Consider the following 21111-nt stretch of genomic DNA (forward strand, 5'->3'; position numbering starts at 1 on the left):
GTGTGGTGCACGGCACGAATCGACCACGAAGTAGCGTGTTCACATGACCGCCTCGATCAGATCTGACGAGGACCCCACGACGCCTCGAGCGAATCGAGTTGTGGTGTGGAGTCCGGAGTACCTGAGTTATCGGTGGAGTAACGATCACCCGATGAATCCGACCCGCCTCGACCTGACGATGGAACTCTCGCGTGGCCTCGGACTGCTCGAGGGAATCGAGTTCCTCGAGCCGACACCTGCCAGTGACGTCGACCTCCTCCGCATACACACGCCCGCCTACCTCGCCGCCGTCAAAGCAGCGGGCCACTCTGCATCCAACGGTGTTACCGGTGCGGATGTTCCCCACGGTCTCGGGACCGAGGACAACCCGGTCTTCCCACAGATGCACGAGGCGAGCGCAATTCTTGCCGGTGGTTCCCTGGCGGCTGCCAAGGAAATCGCGTCGGGGCGCACACGTCGAGCCGTCAGCATCGGCGGCGGAATGCACCACGCGATGGCGGACTGGGCATCGGGATTCTGTGTCTACAACGACGCGGCCGTCGCGATCTCCTGGCTGCTCGACAACGGGTACGACCGCATCGCGTACATCGACGTCGACGCACATCACGGTGACGGTGTGCAGCACGCTTTTCTCGGCGACCCACGAGTCTTGACGGTGTCTCTGCATCAGCATCCGGCAACTCTGTGGCCCAATACCGGTTGGTCCAGCGAAGTCGGGGACGGCGCAGCGGAGGGTACGGCTGTCAACATCCCGGTGTTGCCGGGAACCGTAGACGCATTGTGGCTGCGGGCATTTCACGCGGTGGTGCCCGGTGCGATCGCCGCGTTCCGGCCCCAGATCATCATCAGCCAGTGCGGGGTCGACTCGCATCGGGAAGACCCGCTCGCCGATCTGGCGCTGACCGTCGACGGTCAACGAGCGGCGTTTATCGCGATGCGTGATCTTGCCGACCGTTACTCCGAAGGACGATGGCTGGCGGTCGGTGGTGGCGGGTACGGACTGGTGCGCATCGTGCCGCGGGCGTGGACGCATCTCATCGCGGCAGCGCTCGATCGTGACATCGACGTGAACACGCCGCTTCCGGACGGGTGGAAGGAAAGGACCGGGGCCATGGCGCCGGGCGTCGAACTTCCCGAGATCATGGGAGACGGCGGCGACATCAACTTCTCGAAATGGGACGGGCCGGGCGGTACGCCCGAAACCGGAGTGGCGTCGGTAGACCGAGCACTCACCCGCATCGATTCGGCCATCATCGCGACGCGCCGCGCTGCGTTTCCCCTTCTCGGACTCGACCCGGAGGATCCCCGTGACTGAACAGTCCGACCCCAAGTCCGACCCCAAATCCGACAGCGAAGCCAAGGCAGACGCTGCGGTGGACGCGGCGCACAATTATCCGCACGAGTGGGTTGTCGACGTGCTCGCCTCGGACGGCGGCGCGGTTGCCTTGCGTCCGATCGTCCCCGAGGACGCGGACAAGCTTGTCGAATTCCACGGCAAGCTCTCCGAGCGCACGCGGTATCTGCGGTACTTCGGCCCGTACCCCACGATGTCCAAGCGCGACGTCACGAACTTCACGACGGTCGATCACCACAATCGGGTCGCGTTTGTCATGATGCTGGGCGACGAGATTATCGCGGTCGGCCGGTACGAGCGTCTCCTCGACGTCGGTGACGGCAAGTCGGCGGAGGTGGCATTTGTTGTCGCCGACGCCCATCAGGGACGCGGCCTTGGCCCCATCCTGCTCGAGTACCTGGCAGCGGCAGCCGCGGAGAACGGGCTGACGATGTTCGTGGCGGAGGTCCTGTCCGAGAACCGCAACATGGTCACCGTCTTCCGCGAGGCCGGATATCAGGTCAGCCGAACGTTCGACGGGGGAGTGCTGCGCCTGGAGTTCGCGATCGACCCCACAGAAGCCCTTGTGTCCGTGCGTAATTCCCGTGAGCGGGCGGCTGAGGCCCGGAGTATGGGCAACGTGCTCAGTCCGCGGTCCGTGGCCGTGATCGGGGCGTCGGCCGACCCGGCGAAGGTCGGTAACGCCGTGCTGACCAACCTCCTGCGTGGCGGTTTCACCGGTCCGGTCTATCCGGTCAACGCCGAACATCGTTCGGTACACGGAGTTCGGGCCTACAAGACTGTTCGCGAGATTCCCGACGACGTTGATCTCGCGGTGGTTGCGGTCCCCGCCGAATCCATCAGTTCGGTGCTCGACGACTGCCTCGACAAGGGCGTCAAGGCGTTGGTTGTCGTGTCTTCGGGATTCAGTGACAGCGGACCGGACGGTAGGGCGTCGGAGCGAAAGCTCGTCCATGCCGCCCGCGCCCACGGCATGCGTCTCATCGGGCCCAATGCGCTGGGCGTGGCAAACAACGATCCAGCGATTTCCCTGAACGCGACGCTGGCGCCGGTTCTTCCGGCGGCAGGCAACGTCGGCTTCTTCTGCCAGTCGGGTGCTTTGGGAATCGCGATCCTCGACGAGGCGGCGCGGAGTCGAATCGGGTTGTCTGCCTTTGTCTCTGCGGGCAACCGTGCCGACGTGTCCGGCAACGACCTTCTGCAGTACTGGGATTCGGATCAGTCCACCGAAGTGGTGCTCCTGTACTTGGAGAGCTTCGGTAACCCTCGAAAGTTCTCCCGGATCGCACGGCGGGTGGCGCGCAAGAAGCCCATCGTCGCAGTCAAGAGTGGACGCCACGCAGTGCCGCCCGTGCTGGCGGCCACCGGAGTCGAGATCGACGATTCCATTGTCCGCGCACTGTTCGAGCAGGCCGGTGTCATCCAGGTCGGGTCGATCTCCCAATTGTTCGACTGCGCACTGCTGTTCGGTTATCAACCGTTGCCGGCCGGCCCGCGTCTGGCCGTCATCGGCAACTCCACCGCTCTTGGTGTGCTGGCCGCAGACGCGGCCCGTAGCGAAGGGCTCCAAGTCAGCGACCCCATCGACCTGGGCGCGCAGGCCAGTCCGGAGTTGTTCGCGTCTGCCGTGCGTGATGCCTTGGCGTCCTTCGACGTCGACGCCGTCATTGCGGTGTTCGTCCCACCGGTCGCCATCCCGGTGGAGCCCTTCGCGAAAGCGCTCAAGGATGCGGTAGCTGGATCGGACAAGCCGATTCTCACGACGTTCCTGGCCGCGGAAGGTGTGCCGGAGGTGCTGACGGTCCGTGACGACGCGGGCAATCCGACTCGCGGATCGGTGCCGTCGTATCCGGGTCCCGAACGTGCGGCACTGGCGTTGGCTCGGGCCTGGCGATACGCCGAATGGCGAAGCAAGCCCGCGTCCAAGGTGGTTCGGCCCGCCGGAATCGACTCGGAACGGGCTCGTCAGATGGTTGCCGCGTGGCTCGAAAACTCGCCCGGCCGTTGGCTTTCCGACTTCGAAGCAGCGGAACTTCTGGCGTGCTACGGCGTCGACGTCGTCGAATTCCGCTCGGTCCTGAGCGAGGACGAAGCCGTCGAGGCAGCCGACGCACTCGGGTACCCCGTGGTTGTGAAGGCAACCGGCGAGCTATGGCGCCACCGCCCGGATCTTGGTGGTGTCCGCCTCGATCTGGTCGGGCCGGATTCGGTTCGACTCGCGTACAGCGACCTTGCCGCCGCATCGGGGGAGCCGCTCCTACACGTGCAGAAGATGGCGCCCAAGGGCATCGGGTGTGTTGTGGCCGTGCAGGACGACCCGTCGTTCGGTTCGCTGATCTCGTTCGGCTTGGCCGGCGTGATCTCGGATCTTCTCGGTGACCGGGCCTACCGAGTCCTGCCGCTGACCGAGGACGCCGCCACCGAATTGATCGACGCCCCCAAAGCCGCGCCGCTGCTCTCCGGATACCGCAACGCTGTCCCGGTCAACAAGGGTGCGCTGGTGGATCTGGTTCAGCGGATCTCGACGTTGGCCGACGATATTCCCGAAGTTCGGGAGCTTGCGTGTGAGCCGGTACTGGCGTCGGCTGTCGGCGCCGAGATCACGGACGCCCGCGTGCGTATCGGACCGGAGCCGAGCGCCGTGGATCTGGGACCCAGACGACTGCGCTGAAACCCCGCGTTCGACACAAAAAAGCCGGCCACCGTACGTTCCCGATGGGAGAACATACGGTGGCCGGTGAGTGTCACACGCCGCCGCAATCAGCTGGCGTAGGAGCGCAACTTCTCGGCACGATCGCCGACACGAAGCTTGCCCATGACCTCACGCTCGATCTGGCGCACTCGCTCGCGGGAGAGCCCGAAGAGCTTGCCGATCTGGTCGAGGGTGCGCGGCTGGCCGTCGTCGAGGCCGTAGCGCAGCCGGATTACCTGCTGCTCACGCTCGTCGAGGGTGCCGAGCACACTGCGGACATCGCTGTGCAGCAATCCGGCAATGACGGCGTTCTCGGCCGATGTTGCCTCGGCATCTTCGATGAAGTCACCCAAAGGTGCTTCTTCGTCGCTGCCGACGGGCATGTCCAGGCTTACCGGGTCGCGGCTGTGGTCGAGAAGATCGGCGATCTTGTGTGCCGGGATTCCCGACTCCTCCGCCAATTCGTCGTCGGTCGCTTCGCGTCCGAGCTGCTGATGGAGTTCGCGTTTGATCCGGGCCAGCTTGTTGACCTGCTCGACGAGGTGGACTGGTAGGCGGATGGTGCGGCTCTGATCAGCCATTCCGCGGGTGATGGCCTGGCGAATCCACCAGGTGGCGTACGTCGAGAACTTGAAGCCCTTGGCGTAGTCGAACTTCTCCATCGCGCGGATCAAGCCGAGGTTTCCCTCCTGGATCAGATCCAGGAGCGGCATTCCGCGTCCGGTGTACCGCTTGGCCAGCGATACGACGAGTCGCAGGTTCGCTTCCAGGAGGTGGCTGCGTGCCGACTCTCCCTCACGAACGATTGTTGCGAGATCCCTCTTCTTGGCAGCTGTCAAACGCTTTCCCGTAGCCAGAACGTGGCTGGCGTACAGCCCCGCTTCGATTCGCTTCGCCAGTTCGACTTCGTCTGCTGCTGTCAGCAGTGCGGTGCGACCGATTCCGTTCAGATAGACACGGACCAGGTCTGCTGACGGGCTCTGGGCGTCCAGATCCGCAGCGCTCGGACGAATGCGAGTAGTGGTGCTGGGGCTTGTCATGACTTGCCTCCCTATCGGCGGTCTCTCACAAGGTTCAACGCGTGAGAGTTCCGAGATAGTTCCCGCACCGATTTCGTCGAAATTGCTCTGACCTGCTGTGTTCCCCGAGCCGTCCTGAGAAGTTGCTGAGAACCCGAAAATCTGCAACTCAATCGGAACTCGACTACGTGACCGGCAACACCAATCCGTGACGTACGAGTGACACGAGCAGAGTGACGACGCCGGCACTGAGAGCTTCGGGGTCTTCACCGTTCGCGGCGGCAAGAAGTTCCACCAATTCCTCGACCACAAGTCCGTCGGCCCGCAGCCCCGCCAGTAGCGCGGCACCGAGGTCGTCGATCTCGTGCTGCCAATGCGGTCCGTTGCCACGGTGAATCCGAGTGACAACCTGGTGCCACCCTTCTTCGCCAGGCAGATAGACGCGTTCGAGGGCGGTGTTCGGATCGACGACAAACCGCTCCTGCAGCACGTCGTGTTCACGCAGCCAGGCAACCCGGTCGAAGTACGCCAGCGCCTCGGGCCCGAGCGGGTCGGCGAAACCGTGGAGGAGGTCCTCGGCCATCAAGTCAGTCGGGGAGTCCGTTCGGCGCAGGAAGACGAAGCCGAATCCCACACCTTCCACGTGCGATTCCTCGAGATGATCGAGCCACGCATTGGCGCGTTTCTCGGTGGCGGGGTCCCGCGGGTCCTGACCGCCGTCCTTGAGCCACGTCCCGACGTACAGCGCGGGATCCGCGACATCACGCTGCACCACCCAGGCGTCGACACCGTGTGCCGGGAGCCACGACGCGATCCGCGATCGCCAGTCTTCGCCTTCGATATGCACCCATGACGCGAGTAGCGCTGCGGTGCCACCGGGATTCAGATAGTCGACGGACCGCGAGATCATCAGTTCGCTGGCCCCGTCGAGATCGAGACCGGAATCTCGATAGGTGTGGTGAACGCGTGCCTCGCCGACGACAAAGGGGGGATTGGCGACAACTTGGTCGAAGGTTCGTCCCTCGATCGGTTCGAACCACGAACCCTGATGCAACTCGACGTCGAGGCCGTTGAGCGCCATGGTTGCTGCGGTGAGATCGATCGCGCGTTGATTGATGTCCGTCGCGGTGACGGAATCAGCGTAGGTCTTGGCGTGCAGGGCTTGGATTCCGCAGCCGGTGCCCACATCGAGAACCGTTCCGACGCGAGACGTCGGCGTTGCCTGCAGCAATGACAGTGAGGCATGTCCGACACCGAGGACATGGTCGCTGGTCGTGGACTGCTTCGGCCGAATTCCCCCGTCCAGGTCCGAAATCACCCAATGATCGCCGGCGCCGACGTCGATCGGCCGCAGATCGACGGCTGCACGCACAGCGGAGTCGGCTGAATTCTCGAGCAGACCGGCTTCGATCGCATCGTCGACGGTCAGCGGCGCCAGCGCGGCGGCGACGTCCTCGCGAGCACAGTCGTCGGCCAGGAGGAACAACCGGATGAGAACACCGATTTCACCGTGCTCACGGCTCGCGCGTCGCACCGGAACCGGTTCACTGCGACCGAGCGCTGCGTGAACTTCCGGACCGAGCAGCTCGAGCAGGGTGTCGGTGTCGAACCGATTGCGCAGCAGTGCCGTGCGCAGCGCAGGGGTGATGGACAGGAGTGTTGTGCTCACCCGGACATTCTCGCAGGCGAAGAATTTCTACCAGGTGATGCGTCAGCTCTCGATGATGTGATGCGGACTCGACTCGATCTCGCCGGCGGCCCGGCGTCGGCCGTCGTAGCGACTCGGCTCGTCCTTCGTGCGCGGTGGTCGATCATTTGCGATGAGGACCGCGATCCACGGAAGTGGGATGGACGCACCGATAATCAGCATCGAGACCCAGCCGTTCTCCCAAATGCCATACGCGATGGCAGCCAGAATCAACGCGGGAAAACGGAAAGCCATGATCGTCATGTACTTCCGCACGCGCGCTTTGTGCTGCTCGTCGATGGACAGCTGTGCTTCGGTGATCAATACGGGGTTGTCGGGTGTTCCGGCTTCGTCGGGGTGACCGAACGCGCCATTTCGTGCCATAGCTCCACTGTTCCACTCTCGGCCGACAATTGCACACGCGGCCCGACGGTCGCACTGCTGCCGCACAGACGGCATTATTGGAGGTATGAGCACCCAAACCAAGGAACGTCCCGACGTCTCGACCGACGAAACGACCGATGACGACACCCCGAAGGTCTTTCACTACGTCAAGAAGAACAAGATCGCCGAAAGCGCCGTGATGGGCACGCACGTGGTTGCACTGTGCGGCGAGGTCTTTCCGGTCACCAAGTCGGCGAAGCCGGGATCGCCCGTGTGTCCCGACTGCAAGAAGATCTACGAAGGACTTCGCAAAGGCGAATGACCGGGCAATCGGGAACGGCCTCGCTGGGCCGGATCCGATCCGCAGTCCGAGCTCGGCGACTCGACAGTGTCAGCGCAGTCGGTTGCCGGGTTCGTTTCTGCTCCGTTGCCGCCGCAATCCTTGATATCCGAGTCGGCGCGCCGACTGCGCGGGCGACCAAAGGTCGGAACTGTCGCCGGATCGGACTTGTCACCGGATACCCGAATCGGACTTGTTGCCAGGTGCCACGTCAGAGTGGCCACCGGTCCGGCGCTGCTGTCGTCGTCCTGCTGTGCGGCCAACCACTCGCGGACCTGTTCCATTCGCGTCGCTCGCGCCGGCCAGAATTCCTGCACCGTCGCGTTGAACTCGGCGCCGAGCACCACCGCAAAGCCGAGGAAGAATGTGAACAGCAGGAAGGCGATCGGCGTCGCCAAGGCTCCGTAGGTATAGCCGGTGCCGGTGACAAATCCCAGGTACCAGCGCAATCCGGTGCTCGCGGCCATGAAGAACACACCGGCAACCAGTGCGCCCGCAAGAAGTCGATGCCACGGCAGGGACTTCGGCAGCGCGACTTTGTACAGCGTTGTCAGGCCGATGATGACCAGCAAACCCACGGCCGGGTAGTAGAACGTGTCGACGAGGTTGGATCCCACGTCGTACCACGACGGCGGCAAGACCCGTCCGATCATCGTCGGGCCGAGGGCGACCATCGGCAGGATGAACACGGCCATCCCGAGGAACATCACGTAGAGCAGTAGCGCAAAAATCCGCTGCCAGATCGGGTTACGCGCATCCTTCTGCCCGTGCGCTTCGACAATCGAATCAACGAAAGTCGAGATCGCCGACGAACCGGCCCACAGCGACAGCAGGAAACCGACCGAGATGATTTCCGGCCGGCCACGCTGGAGAACGTCGGTGACCGTCGGCCTGATGATCTGATCGACGACGCTTTCGCTGAATATGGTCCCGCTGAACGTGACGATCTTCGACTCGATGATCTCGACTGTGTTCGGTCCGAACCAGCCGCCGATGTAACCGATCATGCCGAGCAGTCCCAGCAGCAGGGGCGCAAGCGAGAGGGTCTGCCAGAAGGCGGCTGTGGCGGCTTTGCCGAAGATCGAGTCGTCCCAGGCCTTGCTCAAAGTGCGGCCGATCAGTTGGCCCGTACGGCGCAGCGGATGCCATCTGCGGTGATGCAGATCACTTCCGCGCGTTTCCGGGCCGGCCTCTTCGCTCATGATCACTCCAGCATTCCTGATGACACACCCCGTTGCCCAACCGTGGCGTCGCCGTGTCGCACATTTTTCCGCGGTGACGTTGTGTCTCCGATCTCGTGAAACCTCGCCGAGGGGAGGGGATCGGTAGTGAATCAGGCCATGCCCGGGCGCTTCGGGTGCGGCTTTCGTCGGTGCCGACAGTTAGGCTCGTCGCCGGACATTCATGAAAAATCTAGGAGCGCGAGGCAACAGTGCGATTCCAGCGGAGGCGCGCTTATGACGTCTGAGACAACGGCGACAGAAGTGACAGGGGCAGCCGAAGTGAACAACTCGACCGAGAGTGCCGGAGCGCAACCGACGGCCTCGACAGGGTCGCTTCGCGCGTGGCAGCGGCGGGCACTCACCAAGTACTTGGCGAGCAGTCCTCGGGACTTTCTCGCGGTGGCAACACCGGGTGCAGGTAAGACGACATTTGCTCTGCGAGTGGCGTCGGAACTGCTTCGCGACCGGACTGTCGACCAGATCACCGTCGTCGCGCCCACCGAGCACCTCAAGCATCAGTGGGCGGAGTCGGCGCAGCGTTCGGGCTTGTCGTTGGATTCGCGGTTCTCCAACTCCACCGGCCAGACGTCCAGCGACTATCACGGCGTAGTTCTGACGTATGCGCAGGTGGCGGCGCATCCCACTAAGCATCGGGTCCGGACCGAAGGTCGCAAGACCCTCGTGATTCTCGACGAGATTCACCACGGCGGTGACGCAAAAAGCTGGGGCGAGGCAATTCAGGAGGCGTTCGGCGACGCCACCCGGCGCTTGGCACTGACCGGAACTCCGTTCCGAAGTGACGACAGCGCAATACCTTTCATTCAGTACGAGCCCGACAAAGAGGGATTGCTCCGATCCAAAGCCGATCATTCCTACGGCTACTCCGACGCGCTCAAGGACGGCGTTGTCCGTCCGGTTGTCTTTCTCGCGTATTCCGGTGAGGCCCGTTGGCGCAACAACGCCGGCGAAGAGTTCACCGCCCGGCTCGGTGAGCCGCTCAGTGCGGAGCAGACCGCCCGCGCCTGGCGCACGGCCCTCGACCCTGCCGGCGATTGGATTCCCGCTGTCCTGCAAGCAGCAGACACCCGTTTGGGGCAGCTGCGTTCCACCGGTATGCCCGACGCCGGTGGATTGGTCATCGCCACAGACCAGACTGTTGCTCGCGAATACGCCAAGGCGTTGACGGCGATCACGGGGGAGGAGCCCACCGTGGTCCTCTCCGACGACCCCACCGCGTCCAAGCGCATTGCGGAATTCGGTGCGAGCGACCAGAAATGGATGGTGGCGGTGCGCATGGTGTCGGAGGGCGTCGACGTTCCGCGTCTGGCTGTCGGCGTGTATGCGACCAGCGCATCGACACCGCTGTACTTCGCGCAGGCAATCGGCCGATTCGTGCGTTCACGGCGTAAAGGCGAGACCGCCAGCGTCTTCCTGCCGTCGGTACCGGTGCTGTTGGACCTTGCCGCACAGTTGGAGGCCCAGCGCGATCACGTCCTGGGCAAGCCGCACCGCGAGAAGGACGGCCTCGACGACGATCTTCTCGCCGACGCCAACAAGCAGAAGGACGAACTCGGCGAGGAAGAAAAGGCGTTCACGTCCCTGGGCGCCGACGCCGAGCTCGACCAGGTGATCTACGACGGCGCCTCGTTCGGAACCGCCACGTTCTCCGGCAGCGACGAGGAAGCCGACTATCTCGGTCTGCCCGGTCTGCTCGACCCCGATCAGATGCGCGCTCTCCTGCGTCAACGCCAGGCAGAACAGGTGAACAACAACACCGCGAAAGCGTCGGCTCCAGCGCCGACTGCCGCAGTAGTCGCGGAGCGCGCTGCCACCGCCGATCAACTGGGCGCTTTGCGACGCGAGCTGAACGGTCTGGTCGCGATGAATGTGCACCGCACCGGCCGGCCCCACGGAATCATTCACGCGGAATTGCGTCGTGTGTGCGGTGGCCCGCCGACGGCAATCGCAACTGTTGATCAGCTCACCGAGCGCATTGCGATCCTGCGTAGCTGGTAGAAATCCTGAAGACGGCAAAACGGGCGATCACAGTGACGTGATCGCCCGTTTTGGCGTTCATGGTGCGCCTCGCGAAGAGGCCACCCCCGGCTGACAGGTTAGTTTGCGGGTTCACTCTCGGAGACGACGGCATTCATCTCGCGAAGTCGATCCGCGTGTTCGGTTGCGTGGTGTCCGCAGAAGAGAAGCTCGCCGCCGGTGGGAAGCACGGCGCGTACGCGTGCTCCGGCACCGCACCGGTCGCACCGGTCGGCAGCGGTCAACTGTGGGCTGGTCAGTGTTCCGGGCATGACTCCTCCGTACTGGCTTGACGGCTTTCGTGCCGCGTGCCTGGGGCCTGGTCCGCCGCGTCGGAATGGCGCGGTAGATCCACTCTTACAGACGTTTGGCGTTCATGGGTTGTTCCCGGAAGAGTTTCTTAGTGTTGTGTCTCACTGGAAATGCGCTGGGCAGGCATTCTGTGGGCAAAATTGTTCGCTGAGAGCTGATTCAAATCCGCGTGTGCAGAGCGATATTCTGGGGCGATGAACCAGGACCCGGGAACGGACGTCGACGCATCGGTCGAGTTGCTCCATATGTGCACACACGCCGAATGGGAGCGCGCGCAGGAGATCGGGCAGCGCGTCCCCGACGGATTTGCCGCTGAGGGTTTTGTGCACATGTCGACGCCCGCCCAGGTTCATCTGCCGGCCAACCGGATCTTCGCGGGCCGAGACGACGTAGTGTTGCTTGCCCTCGATCCGGCTCTGCTGGGAGCCGAGGTCAAGTGGGAACCCGGGGTGCCGTCGGATCCCGATTCGATGCGTTTCCCGCATCTGTTCGGACCGATCCCCGTCGCCGCGGTTACCGCCGTCACCGAGTATCTCCGCGACGAGAACGGTGCATTTCCGTCCCTGCGGTGACGCGATGGAACACGCAGCGCGGCACTGGCCGACGATATTTTCGCCCTCCTGCGAAACTTGTCACAGATCGGCGCTACCGTTGATATATGAATGTAGAAGTCACCCCTCTACCGGGTATCGGGACTCGTAAGGATTTTGTCCTGGCCTCCGGTCGCCGCGTGGGTGTCGTCACTCATCGTGACGGACATACGGACCTCATCGTGTCCAAGGAAAACGATCCTGACGCGTGCGCCGCGTCGTTGCCTCTCACCACAGAAGAGGCCGCTGCACTGAGCAACTTGCTGGGTGCGCCGCAGCTGGTGGCCCAGCTCGAAGACGAACACAGCGACATACCCGGGATCAGAACCAAACAGCTGTACATCAAGGACGGCTCCCGCTACGACGGACAGACACTCGGCGACACCGGGATGCGGACACGCACCGGCGTCTCGATCGTCGCCGTGATGCGTGCCGGGCAGGTGAATCCGTCCCCGAACCCCGACTACACGTTCACCGGAGGTGATCTGCTGGTGGCAGTCGGCACACCCGACGGCTTGGCTGCCGCTGCAAAAATTCTGACCAACGGCTGACTGGCAGGTGGATACAACCACACTTGCACTTATCGAACTCGGCGCGGTCTTCTTCGCGCTCGGACTTCTGGGAAGGCTCGCAGCACGATTTGGCATGTCGCCGATCCCGTTCTACCTGATCGGTGGCCTGTGCTTCGGTCAGGGTGGATTCATCCAACTCGGCGACATCGGCGAATTTGCGCACCTCGCAAGCGAAATCGGCATCGTTCTCCTTCTGCTCCTGCTGGGACTCGAGTACACCGCAGCCGAATTGATGACCGGGCTCAAACGGTCGAGGGTTGCGGGAATCGTCGACATCGTTCTCAACGCCACCCCGGGCGCCGTAGTCGGGCTGATGCTCGGGTGGGGTGTTGTCGGCGCGACGGTTATGGCCGGTGTCACTTACATCTCGTCGTCGGGGATCATCGCAAAAGTTCTCAGCGACCTCGGACGCCTGGGCAACCGCGAAACACCGGTCGTTCTCTCGATCCTCGTGTTCGAGGATCTTGCGATGGCGGTGTACCTGCCGATTCTGACGGCGATGCTTGCGGGTGTCAGCTTCATGGGTGGACTCGAAGCTGTGGGAATTTCGCTGCTGGTCATCACCGTCGTGTTGGTGGTGGCCTTGCGATACGGCCGGTATGTCTCGGCTCTGCTGGACAGTCCCGACAGCGAGACATTGCTCCTCAAGTTGCTTGGTGCTGCCCTGCTGGTGGCCGGCGTCAGTTCTGCGATGCAGGTCTCCGCGGCAGTGGGGGCCTTCCTTCTCGGTATTGCGATTTCGGGTTCGACGGCACATAACGCCAGTCGGGTGCTCGAGCCCCTTCGTGATCTTTTTGCAGCGATGTTCTTCGTGGTGTTCGGACTCAGCACCGATCCCAGCACCATTCCGCCTGTGCTCGGGTGGGCCGCCATATTGGCCGTCGTGACCGCGATCACCAAACTGATCACCGGGGCATGGGCGGCCAAACGTCAAGGTGTGGCCCGTATGGGTCAGGCCAGAGCGGGAGCGGCATTGATTGCTCGCGGTGAGTTCTCGATCATCATTGCCGGTCTGGCAGTGTCCGCGGGCGCCGTGGAACCGGAACTAGCCGCGCTCGCAACGGCATACGTGCTTCTGATGGCCGTGATCGGTCCCGTTGCGGCTCGAGTTGTCGAACCGGTCACCTCGTTCTACATCAAAGTTCGCACAAAGTCCTGATCGGTGGACGAGATCGCACGGCTCAACGAGCTCGTGATCTGATGGTGAGCTGGAGACAAAAGAGCCGCTCCCCGACGAATGGGGGAGCGGCTCTTCTGTGTGGAACTGGTGTGACTAGTCGAGGTAGTCGCGCAGAACCTGCGAACGCGACGGGTGGCGCAGCTTCGACATCGTCTTCGATTCGATCTGGCGGATACGCTCACGCGTGACGCCGTAGACCTGTCCGATTTCGTCTAAAGTCCTCGGCTGACCGTCGGTGAGACCGAAGCGCAGGCGAACAACGCCGGCTTCGCGCTCGGACAGCGTCTCGAGGACCGACTGCAGCTGATCCTGCAGCAAGGTGAACGAGACGGCGTCAACTGCGACAACAGCTTCGGAGTCTTCGATGAAGTCGCCGAGCTGACTGTCACCCTCGTCGCCGATGGTCTGGTCGAGAGAGATGGGCTCACGCGCGTACTGCTGGATTTCCAGCACCTTCTCCGGCGTGATGTCCATTTCCTTCGCGAGCTCTTCCGGCGTGGGCTCACGGCCCAGGTCCTGGAGCAGCTCACGCTGGATACGGCCGAGCTTGTTGATGACCTCGACCATGTGCACCGGAATACGGATGGTGCGGGCCTGGTCGGCCATGGCGCGGGTGATGGCCTGACGGATCCACCACGTTGCGTAGGTCGAGAACTTGTAGCCCTTGGTGTAGTCGAACTTCTCGACTGCACGGATCAAGCCCAGGTTGCCTTCCTGGATGAGGTCCAGGAACGCCATGCCGCGGCCCGTGTATCGCTTTGCGAGCGAGACGACGAGTCGGAGGTTGGCTTCGAGGAGGTGGTTCTTGGCGCGGTTGCCGTCGCGGCAGATCCAGCTCATGTCGCGGCGCTGAGCTGCGGGCAGCTTCTCGCCCTTGTCAGCAAGATCCTGCATGATCTGCACGGCGTACAGGCCGGCCTCGATGCGCTTGGCGAGTTCGACTTCCTCTTCGGCGTTGAGGAGTGCGACCTTGCCGATCTGCTTGAGGTACGCGCGAACGGAGTCGGCAGACGCCGTGAGTTCGGCATCCTTACGAGCCTGACGAAGTGCCTCGGACTCTTCCTCGTCCCAGACGAAGTCGCCGGACGCTTTGTCCTTGTCGGTCGGTTCCTCGGTGGCGGGCTCTTCGTCCTCGCCGACTGCGACGACCTCGACCTCTTCGAGGTCTCCGTCCGTGATGTCGATGTCTTCCAACTCGACGTCGCCGTCTTCTACATCAGGATCCCCGGCCTTTTTGGGGCCGGCCTTCTTTGCTGCGGCCTTCTTCGCCGGAGCCTTTTTAGCGGGGGCCTTCTTAGCTGCTGCCTTCTTGGCGGGGGCCTTCTTCGCCGGTGCCTTCTTGGCGGCCGGAGCTGTGACGGTGGCCGCCTCCACGGCTGAAGATTGTGGCTCTGACTCTGATGGAGAATCAGCAGTCTGACGTGTATCGGTGGCTGCCACGTACGCCCTTTCGTGACGGTGTCGTGCGGCGTCACGCCAGAGTGGTGATCCGGCGGAGAGGTCAATGGTTGTGGCCGGCGCGCAGCCGGACTCCACCATTGTAACGACTCTCAGGAAACTCTTACGTCACGACGGGCGTTAACGGCTTTTTTCGCACCGGATTGATCCCTTGTTTCACCCTTTTGGTTGACCCGTCGGCAGCGGAGTCAACCTAAATTTTCGATGCGGCGAGGGCAGCGCCCGCGATTCCGGCGGTGTTCAGGAGGGCGGCAGGAACCACTGGCGTGCGGTTGGTGAGTAGCGGAATCCACTTCTCGTGTTTACGACTGATGCCGCCGCCGGCGATGAACAAATCGGGCCACGTCAGATCCTCGATCGTGGTGAGCACCTTCGAGACCTCGACTGCCCATTGCTTGTAGCTCAGCTCTTTCTTCTCCTTCACCGACGACGCAGCTCGATGTTCGGCTTCCTTGCCGTGGACTTCGAGGTGGCCGAACTCGGTGTTGGGCAACAGAACTCCGTTGTGCAGAATCGCAGACCCGATGCCGGTTCCGAAGGTCAGCAGGATGACAACCCCGGACGCGTCCTTGCCGGCGCCGTAGGTGTCTTCCGCGATACCTGCGGCATCGGCGTCATTCAGAACGGTGACGGCGCGGCCGCCGAGTGCCTGACCGAACAGTGCAACAGCGTCGGTTCCGATCCAGGACTTGTCGATGTTGGCGGCGCTGCGGGCGATGCCGCCGGTGACGACAGACGGCAGGGTGATACCGACGGGTCCGTCCCAGCCGGCCTGCTCGACGATCTGCGTCACAGTCGTGGCGATCGCCTCGGGAGTCGAGGGTTGCGGCGTCAGGATCTTGATGCGCTCACCGATCATCTCGCCGGTGCTCAGATCGATGAGTGCGCCCTTGACTCCGCTGCCGCCTACATCGATGCCGAAACCTGTCGTTGTCATCGTCCTGCGCTCCTGAGGGCTCGAATTCGAATGTCGCGATCTGACCGAATCAAACACTAACCCGAACGGGTACGCGTGGTGCGGCGCAACGATGGATGTGTTGCGATGGTGGTGTGCGCCCACAAGAGATTTCCCTGTCCGAGTTGTCCACGGATTCGCTCGATCCTGCCGAACTGAGAGTGGTGGCGGTGGCCGTCGCGGAACGCGCCGGCGCCCACGTTCGAACCCGCCGTCCGGAAGTATTCGGTGTCGTCGGTTCGGGTGAGACTGAGAACGGTTCCGACGCCGGAACTGTTGCGGCGAAGAGCACACCGACCGACCCGGTGACGATCGTCGACACCGAGACGGAACAGGTGATCCGGGATCTGCTTGCGACGCTCCGACCGCACGACTCGATTCTCGGTGAGGAAGGTGGCGGAGATGCCGGCGACGTCGTCGGGGTCCGCTGGGTTGTCGATCCCATCGACGGAACTGTGAACTTCCTCTACGGAGTTCCGGCGTTCGCGGTGTCGGTGGCGGTGCAGATCGACGGAGTTTCGGTGGCCGGCGCGGTAGTCGACGTGTCGGCGCGGGCGACCTATTCGGCGCACCGCGGTGGCGGCGCCACGATGACCACCGAGGACGGTGTGGTCAGTGAGCTCGCCGCCAACCCGGTGGTCGATCTGTCAATGGCGTTGGTGGCTACAGGTTTCGGATACGGCGCGCAGCGACGCAAGGCGCAAGGACGGATCATCGCGGAGATTTTGCCCCAGGTGCGCGATATCAGGCGGATCGGTTCCGCGGCGCTGGATTTGTGCATGGTCGCGACCGGTCGCGTCGACACCCATTTCGAGCACGGCCTGAGCCCGTGGGATTGGGCTGCGGGTTCGTTGATCGCCGAGGAATCCGGTGCCGTGATCTGCATTCCGGGCCCGAACTCGACGTCTGCGGCGGGCGATATCGTCTACGCGTGCGCCCCGGGAATCGCCGACGAGTTCGCAGCGATGCTCACCGCATGCGGTGCGGATCGCCCGATCAGCACCTAGCAGTTCGCGCTGCCTTCAGGAGATCGATGTCCATTGCAGCAGCTTCGGCATTCGCGGGTTGCTCGGCGAGGGCGCGGAGTACCTCGCCGGCATCGGTGTTGGGGGAGATCTTGCTGAAGTAAGTGCCGAGCGAAAGATCGACGGTGTCGTCGGTGCGGCCGTCCTTGATCAGTTCGGCACACGGAGCCACCAGCCACACGGCACTGGCCGCCGCGATTCCGTTCTCCCCGAAGCGGATCTGGCCTTGGCATTGCATGTTCTGATCCACGTAGACCGGGTCGTTGCCCACCTGTACGTCGGGAGCGCTGGCAAAGCCGTAGTCCTTCAACTGGGCGGCTACCTGCGAGGCCTGGCCACTTTCGCCGTTGGCATTGAAGACTCGAACCTTGGTCGCAGCCAGCGGCGCCGGTTCCACGTCGAGCAGCGTGGTTCGGTCCACAACCGAACCGAGGGGCATCGGTTGCGGCGCGGCCGGATCGGACGAGGCCTGCGGGCGATTGCAGGCGACGGTATCGCTGACTTTTGCGTCAGCCGTGAGGATCTTGATCCACAGCGCGCTGCCGAGGACGGCGAGTACTGCGAACACCGCGACGACCGGCCACACGCGCCGGCGCCGGAACGGACGACCCTGGTCGTCGGTCGCGCTGCCTTCGGTGATCAGAGAAACCACGGTATCCCTCGACTTTCTGGACGAGTTGGAGCTTCGTCGTCAAGCCGAGCAGAGCGGGCGTGACGTTCGGTGCCTACCTTAGAGGGCGCGCGGTTCAATCCCGTTCAGGTGTGTGCTGACTGGCCGTCAACCGAATTTTGCCGAGTTGATACGTCGGCGGTGCAGCGGTGATATCGAGGTGATTTCAGGAGCGTTTTCGGGGGCGAAGATCACAAAATGCTGTGTAGTTGGTGACGATTCGCAGACTTTTTTCGGAAATGACCGAATGGGTTACTACTTTCGCGCTTACGTCGGCTACTGTCTGGCGGCCCAGGTCGTTCGACTGGGCGTCGGCTCCATGCCGTAATGACAACCAAATGAGGCACAGATCACGTTCTCGGGAGAAGTTTCCGGGCACTTTTCCACCCGCTGCCACGTTGTGCAGCGACAGGGAATGATCTCCATGCCACGGCGGTTTCCATGCGCATGACGGGATCTACCGGATTCCAGGCGTTCATGGGACCGGGATACACGAGAAGGATGAGGGGTAAGCGACATGGCAACTGACTACGACGCACCGAGGCGTACAGAGTCCGACGAGGTTTCGGAGGATTCGCTCGAAGAGCTGAAGGCGCGGCGCAACGAGGCGCAGTCGGCTGTCGTCGATATCGACGAGACCGACACTGCAGAATCCTTCGAGCTGCCCGGTGCAGACCTTTCCGGCGAAGAGCTGTCGGTTCGGGTCGTTCCGAAGCAGGCCGACGAGTTCACGTGTTCGAGCTGCTTCCTGGTGCATCACCGCAGCCGTTTGGCGAGCGATGCAAACGGACAGCTTGTGTGCATGGACTGCGCAGCCTGATAGTTCTTCGCAGCTTTACATTGCGTCCCGGCGGTCGACCCGATGTCTTCGGGTCGACCGAGGGATCAAGGCGGTCGTGAGACCGCCCACTACTTGGCTCAGTCTTCGCTGAGGGCTTTGACCAGTTCTTCGGGTCGGCGTGAGCTCACGAGCCAGTACGGCGTCGGATCTTCCGGATCGTCGAGGACGATCAACACCATGGTCTTGACCCACGGGCGGTGCTGCACAAATGCAGACGGGTCGAGCTGGCGACCCATCGCTGCGCTCTTCGCCGAAGCCGGGACGGCAGCGGCGCGTGAGATCAGATTCACTGGAATGTGCGCTCGGCCAACATGCAATTCCTTGACCCCGCCGGTTTCGACAACCTCGACGCGGGTGCGGCTGAGCCAGAACGACAGCCAGATCGGGATGGGCAGAAGCACCACGTACGCGATCAGCGACACCAGCCCCGGGCGCCCCATGTGGACTTCCGCCGCCAGGAGCGCGGCTACCGCGATTCCGGCGATCCACCACCCGATGGGCAGCCAGAGGCGCTCGGAATAGAGCGTCGTGGACGCAGGGGCTGTGGCAGCGACGTCAGGTCGAGATGTTTCGGGCACGAGTCAAGGATAGTCCGTCGCGCGCAGTAGTCCTCTCGGCGCTCCGCGCGCAGTAGTCCTCTCGGCGCTCCGCGCCCAGTAGTCCTCTTGCCAGTCTGCGCCGAGTAGTCTTGGCCCACGTGAGCGATCATCTCTCCATCGCCTTGAAGCGACTGGACCCAGACCTGCCGGTTCCGCAGCGTGCACATCCCGGTGATGCCGGTGTGGATCTGTGCTCCACCAGCGATGTCACTATCGAGCCCGGTCGTCGTACCCTCGTTGGTACGGGTATTGCGATTGCCTTGCCGGTCGGCACCGTCGGACTCATCCATCCGCGTTCCGGACTTGCCGCGAAATCGGGTTTGTCCATCGTGAATGCGCCGGGCACCGTGGATGCAGGCTATCGCGGCGAGCTCAAGGTGTGTCTGATCAATCTCGACCCGGACACAGCGGTCGAGATTCGTCGTGGCGACCGAATTGCGCAGCTCGTGGTTCAGCGCGTCGAACTGCCGGTATTCGAGGAAGTGGAGTCGCTCGACGACACCGCCCGTGGTACCGGTGGATACGGTTCGAGCGGCGGACACGCGATACTCGACACCGATGCAGGTGTCAGTCCTGTCGTAGAGGGAGTCTGAAACATGTTCGGACGTAAGAAGAAGTCAGATGTAGACGAGGAACCGACAGGTTTCTTCGAGGGCGAGGATGTCGACCAGGTCGACGAATCCGACGACTCGGATGACACGGTGAGCGAAGAGTCGCAGGGCCCGTACGACATCGCGGACCTCGAGTCCGACGATCCGACTGCCGGTCGGAACGGTCAGCGACTCGATCTCGGTTCTGTTCTGGTTCCGATGCCGCCTGGCGGTCAACTACAGGTGGAGATGGCGCCGAACGGGTCACCCCAGGCCGTGCACCTGGTCACCGAGCACGGGCGGGTCACTGTTGCCGCCTATGCGGCACCGAAATCGCCCGGGCAGTGGCGTGAGGTCGTCGCCGAACTGGCGCAGTCCTTGCGAGACGACAACTCGCCGGTCAGCATCGAGAACGGTCCGTGGGGTCGCGAACTGGTCGCGGAGACCGCTGCCATGGATTTGCGTTTCATCGGCGTCGACGGTCCGCGGTGGATGGTCCGGTGTGTTGTGGCCGGTCCCAGTGGATCGACGGCAGCCGGTGCACCGCTGGTGGCTATTGCGCGCGACATTTTGCGCGATACCGTCGTCAATCGCGGAGCGGAGCCACATCCGGTTCGGACTCCGCTGCCGGTGGTGCTGCCGCAGGCGTTGGCCGAGCAGCTTGCTGCCGCGCATGAGCAGCAGATGGTCGCGCAGCAGCAGGCCGCAGCTCAGCAACAAGTCGATCAGCAGATCGCTGCGAGCCAGCAGGTGCAGCAACAGCCGCCCACGCCGCCGGTTCCGCCGCAGCGCCGCGGCGAATCCGGTTCTGCCATGCAGCAATTGGGTCAATAACCTACGTTTGCTTCAGGCGTTCGCGGCGGTTGAGAGTATTCGGCCGCCGTGAGCGACTCGAGGCAGGTGGCCCCGAGTATCGCGGCGTCCTGGCCGATCTGGTCCAGCTCGAGCGTGCCCACGTCGGCGCGGGGGAGCGCGGCCGCCCATTCGTAGCCGACGGTCGCCGGATGAACCGGATCGTCGAGCGCTACCGCAATTCCGACCGGGACGTCGATCTCCGCAAGGGCAGCTTCGGTCAGCGAGTAGTACGTTGCGGCCTCGTCGAGAGCCGCCGGCAGATCCGGCCACTGCGAACGCCACGAACGCTCCAGTTCGCGGCCCAGCCAAGTCGGGCTGGAGGCGAGCATCGCTGCAATGACCGATTCCAGACCCTCGCTGCGCAGTTGTGACGAGGTGAACCGCGCACTTGCCGCTGCCGGTGCGTGATCGGGTGCTCCGGTCCACGGTGGCAGCGCCGCCAACACCCCCGACGTTTTGTCCGGATTGAGCGCTGCCCATTGCAAGGCAACGGCAGCGCCGATGGACACACCACCAACAAGGATTTTTCCGTATTCGACGGCAGCGGCATCCATCGCGTCGAGGTAGCTGCCGACGACACGCCGAGGATCCGGTTCGATTGCGATGGTGCGCACACTTCGAGCTGTGAGCGGCCCGCGGAACGCGTGATCCGCGAAGTGTGCGTCAGAGCCCGTACCAGGGAGAACGACGGCAACGGACGGTGGATGTGTGAGCGCCATTACCTGATCTTG

The 21111-nt window shown here is 63.3% G+C and carries 21 protein-coding genes; 11 read left to right on the forward strand and 10 right to left on the reverse strand.

The annotated features are described in order from the left end of the window. Nucleotides 1–43 precede the first annotated feature (43 nt). Both V2B23_RS01145 and V2B23_RS01150 read left to right on the forward strand, forming a co-directional pair. Entirely contained in the window at nt 44–1315 is a 1272-nt protein-coding gene (locus V2B23_RS01145; RefSeq protein WP_430948646.1) for an acetoin utilization protein AcuC, read from the forward strand. 58 nt (nt 1316–1373) lie between these two features. Further along, the gene (locus tag V2B23_RS01150) at nt 1374–4025 is read left to right on the forward strand and encodes a GNAT family N-acetyltransferase (RefSeq protein WP_430949154.1); all 2652 of its coding nucleotides are present in this window, start codon (nt 1374–1376) and stop codon (nt 4023–4025) included. Between the two features lie 89 nt (nt 4026–4114). Here the strand turns inward: V2B23_RS01150 and V2B23_RS01155 are convergent, their stop codons facing one another. From V2B23_RS01155 to V2B23_RS01165, 3 genes are all read right to left on the reverse strand, one after another. Then, complete coding sequence (locus V2B23_RS01155) at nt 4115–5086, reverse strand: sigma-70 family RNA polymerase sigma factor (RefSeq protein ID WP_033234790.1); 972 nt, start codon at nt 5084–5086, stop codon at nt 4115–4117. A gap of 163 nt (nt 5087–5249) precedes the next feature. Beyond that, nucleotides 5250–6734 (reverse strand): DUF7059 domain-containing protein, encoded by a 1485-nt coding sequence (locus V2B23_RS01160; RefSeq protein WP_430948647.1) that lies wholly within the window; start codon nt 6732–6734, stop codon nt 5250–5252. Nucleotides 6735–6776: 42 nt separating this feature from the next. After that, entirely contained in the window at nt 6777–7136 is a 360-nt protein-coding gene (locus V2B23_RS01165) for a DUF3099 domain-containing protein (protein WP_430948648.1), read from the reverse strand. An 85-nt stretch (nt 7137–7221) separates the two neighbouring features. Here V2B23_RS01165 and V2B23_RS01170 point away from each other — a divergent pair, with 85 nt between their 5' ends. Continuing rightward, nucleotides 7222–7458 (forward strand): DUF3039 domain-containing protein, encoded by a 237-nt coding sequence (locus tag V2B23_RS01170; protein ID WP_033234787.1) that lies wholly within the window; start codon nt 7222–7224, stop codon nt 7456–7458. Here the strand turns inward: V2B23_RS01170 and V2B23_RS01175 are convergent. Beyond that, nucleotides 7431–8678, reverse strand: a complete 1248-nt coding sequence (locus tag V2B23_RS01175; RefSeq protein WP_430948649.1) for a YihY/virulence factor BrkB family protein — start codon at nt 8676–8678, stop codon at nt 7431–7433. The genes V2B23_RS01170 and V2B23_RS01175 overlap by 28 nt on opposite strands. A gap of 255 nt (nt 8679–8933) precedes the next feature. Between V2B23_RS01175 and V2B23_RS01180 the strand changes: the two genes are divergently transcribed. Beyond that, nucleotides 8934–10715: a DEAD/DEAH box helicase gene (locus V2B23_RS01180; RefSeq protein ID WP_430948650.1), complete on the forward strand. Its 1782-nt coding sequence runs from the start codon at nt 8934–8936 to the stop codon at nt 10713–10715. Nucleotides 10716–10813: 98 nt separating this feature from the next. Here the strand turns inward: V2B23_RS01180 and V2B23_RS01185 are convergent, their stop codons facing one another. Then, nucleotides 10814–11005 (reverse strand): DUF7455 domain-containing protein, encoded by a 192-nt coding sequence (locus tag V2B23_RS01185; protein WP_033234784.1) that lies wholly within the window; start codon nt 11003–11005, stop codon nt 10814–10816. A gap of 234 nt (nt 11006–11239) precedes the next feature. Here V2B23_RS01185 and V2B23_RS01190 point away from each other — a divergent pair, with 234 nt between their 5' ends. The 3 genes from V2B23_RS01190 to V2B23_RS01200 all read left to right on the forward strand — a co-directional run bounded on the left by V2B23_RS01190 (nt 11240) and on the right by V2B23_RS01200 (nt 13366). After that, nucleotides 11240–11617, forward strand: coding sequence for a DUF952 domain-containing protein (locus tag V2B23_RS01190; RefSeq protein WP_430948651.1), 378 nt, complete (start codon nt 11240–11242; stop codon nt 11615–11617). 86 nt (nt 11618–11703) lie between these two features. Next, nucleotides 11704–12186, forward strand: a complete 483-nt coding sequence (locus tag V2B23_RS01195; protein ID WP_033234782.1) for a cation:proton antiporter regulatory subunit — start codon at nt 11704–11706, stop codon at nt 12184–12186. Between the two features lie 7 nt (nt 12187–12193). After that, nucleotides 12194–13366 carry a cation:proton antiporter gene (locus V2B23_RS01200; protein WP_430948652.1) on the forward strand — a complete coding sequence of 391 codons (1173 nt, stop codon included), beginning with the start codon at nt 12194–12196 and terminating at the stop codon, nt 13364–13366. A gap of 114 nt (nt 13367–13480) precedes the next feature. Here the strand turns inward: V2B23_RS01200 and V2B23_RS01205 are convergent, their stop codons facing one another. Continuing rightward, a complete protein-coding gene (locus V2B23_RS01205) occupies nt 13481–14926 on the reverse strand; it encodes an RNA polymerase sigma factor (protein WP_202025569.1) in 1446 nt (481 codons plus the stop codon). Nucleotides 14927–15038: 112 nt separating this feature from the next. Continuing rightward, nucleotides 15039–15782, reverse strand: a complete 744-nt coding sequence (gene ppgK / locus V2B23_RS01210) for a polyphosphate--glucose phosphotransferase (RefSeq protein WP_430948653.1) — start codon at nt 15780–15782, stop codon at nt 15039–15041. Nucleotides 15783–15877: 95 nt separating this feature from the next. Here ppgK and V2B23_RS01215 point away from each other — a divergent pair, with 95 nt between their 5' ends. Continuing rightward, complete coding sequence (locus V2B23_RS01215; RefSeq protein ID WP_430948654.1) at nt 15878–16807, forward strand: inositol monophosphatase family protein; 930 nt, start codon at nt 15878–15880, stop codon at nt 16805–16807. Here the strand turns inward: V2B23_RS01215 and cei are convergent. Then, nucleotides 16797–17477: an envelope integrity protein Cei gene (cei, locus tag V2B23_RS01220; RefSeq protein WP_430948655.1), complete on the reverse strand. Its 681-nt coding sequence runs from the start codon at nt 17475–17477 to the stop codon at nt 16797–16799. The two genes, V2B23_RS01215 and cei, sit on opposite strands and share 11 nt — an antisense overlap. A gap of 535 nt (nt 17478–18012) precedes the next feature. Here cei and V2B23_RS01225 point away from each other — a divergent pair. Continuing rightward, nucleotides 18013–18315 carry a DUF4193 domain-containing protein gene (locus tag V2B23_RS01225; RefSeq protein WP_003942593.1) on the forward strand — a complete coding sequence of 101 codons (303 nt, stop codon included), beginning with the start codon at nt 18013–18015 and terminating at the stop codon, nt 18313–18315. A gap of 98 nt (nt 18316–18413) precedes the next feature. On the opposite strand, the gene V2B23_RS01230 is transcribed toward V2B23_RS01225, so the two are convergent. Next, on the reverse strand, nt 18414–18914 hold the full coding sequence (locus tag V2B23_RS01230; protein WP_430948656.1) for a DUF3093 domain-containing protein: 501 nt from the start codon (nt 18912–18914) through the stop codon (nt 18414–18416). 119 nt (nt 18915–19033) lie between these two features. On the opposite strand from V2B23_RS01230, the gene dut reads away from it, so the two are divergent. Continuing rightward, entirely contained in the window at nt 19034–19528 is a 495-nt protein-coding gene (gene dut, locus V2B23_RS01235; RefSeq protein WP_033234988.1) for a dUTP diphosphatase, read from the forward strand. A 3-nt stretch (nt 19529–19531) separates the two neighbouring features. Further along, nucleotides 19532–20359: a DUF3710 domain-containing protein gene (locus V2B23_RS01240; RefSeq protein WP_430948657.1), complete on the forward strand. Its 828-nt coding sequence runs from the start codon at nt 19532–19534 to the stop codon at nt 20357–20359. Here the strand turns inward: V2B23_RS01240 and V2B23_RS01245 are convergent. Continuing rightward, a complete protein-coding gene (locus V2B23_RS01245; protein ID WP_430948658.1) occupies nt 20353–21099 on the reverse strand; it encodes an alpha/beta fold hydrolase in 747 nt (248 codons plus the stop codon). The genes V2B23_RS01240 and V2B23_RS01245 overlap by 7 nt on opposite strands. Nucleotides 21100–21111: the final 12 nt, after the last annotated feature.

This window comes from Rhodococcus sp. 24CO, from assembly GCF_050586165.1.
Lineage (GTDB): Bacteria > Actinomycetota > Actinomycetes > Mycobacteriales > Mycobacteriaceae > Rhodococcus_F.

Coding starts and splice junctions, on each gene's coding strand:
- V2B23_RS01145 (WP_430948646.1), top strand. CDS start 44: ATGACCGCCTCGATCAGATCTGACGAGGACCCCACGACGCCTCGAGCG.
- V2B23_RS01185 (WP_033234784.1), bottom strand. CDS start 11,005: ATGCCCGGAACACTGACCAGCCCACAGTTGACCGCTGCCGACCGGTGC.
- V2B23_RS01175 (WP_430948649.1), bottom strand. CDS start 8,678: ATGAGCGAAGAGGCCGGCCCGGAAACGCGCGGAAGTGATCTGCATCAC.
- V2B23_RS01180 (WP_430948650.1), top strand. CDS start 8,934: ATGACGTCTGAGACAACGGCGACAGAAGTGACAGGGGCAGCCGAAGTG.
- V2B23_RS01245 (WP_430948658.1), bottom strand. CDS start 21,099: ATGGCGCTCACACATCCACCGTCCGTTGCCGTCGTTCTCCCTGGTACG.
- V2B23_RS01225 (WP_003942593.1), top strand. CDS start 18,013: ATGGCAACTGACTACGACGCACCGAGGCGTACAGAGTCCGACGAGGTT.
- V2B23_RS01170 (WP_033234787.1), top strand. CDS start 7,222: ATGAGCACCCAAACCAAGGAACGTCCCGACGTCTCGACCGACGAAACG.
- V2B23_RS01240 (WP_430948657.1), top strand. CDS start 19,532: ATGTTCGGACGTAAGAAGAAGTCAGATGTAGACGAGGAACCGACAGGT.
- V2B23_RS01205 (WP_202025569.1), bottom strand. CDS start 14,926: ATGGTGGAGTCCGGCTGCGCGCCGGCCACAACCATTGACCTCTCCGCC.
- V2B23_RS01215 (WP_430948654.1), top strand. CDS start 15,878: ATGTGTTGCGATGGTGGTGTGCGCCCACAAGAGATTTCCCTGTCCGAG.
- V2B23_RS01155 (WP_033234790.1), bottom strand. CDS start 5,086: ATGACAAGCCCCAGCACCACTACTCGCATTCGTCCGAGCGCTGCGGAT.
- V2B23_RS01165 (WP_430948648.1), bottom strand. CDS start 7,136: ATGGCACGAAATGGCGCGTTCGGTCACCCCGACGAAGCCGGAACACCC.
- V2B23_RS01195 (WP_033234782.1), top strand. CDS start 11,704: ATGAATGTAGAAGTCACCCCTCTACCGGGTATCGGGACTCGTAAGGAT.
- ppgK (WP_430948653.1), bottom strand. CDS start 15,782: ATGACAACGACAGGTTTCGGCATCGATGTAGGCGGCAGCGGAGTCAAG.
- V2B23_RS01190 (WP_430948651.1), top strand. CDS start 11,240: ATGAACCAGGACCCGGGAACGGACGTCGACGCATCGGTCGAGTTGCTC.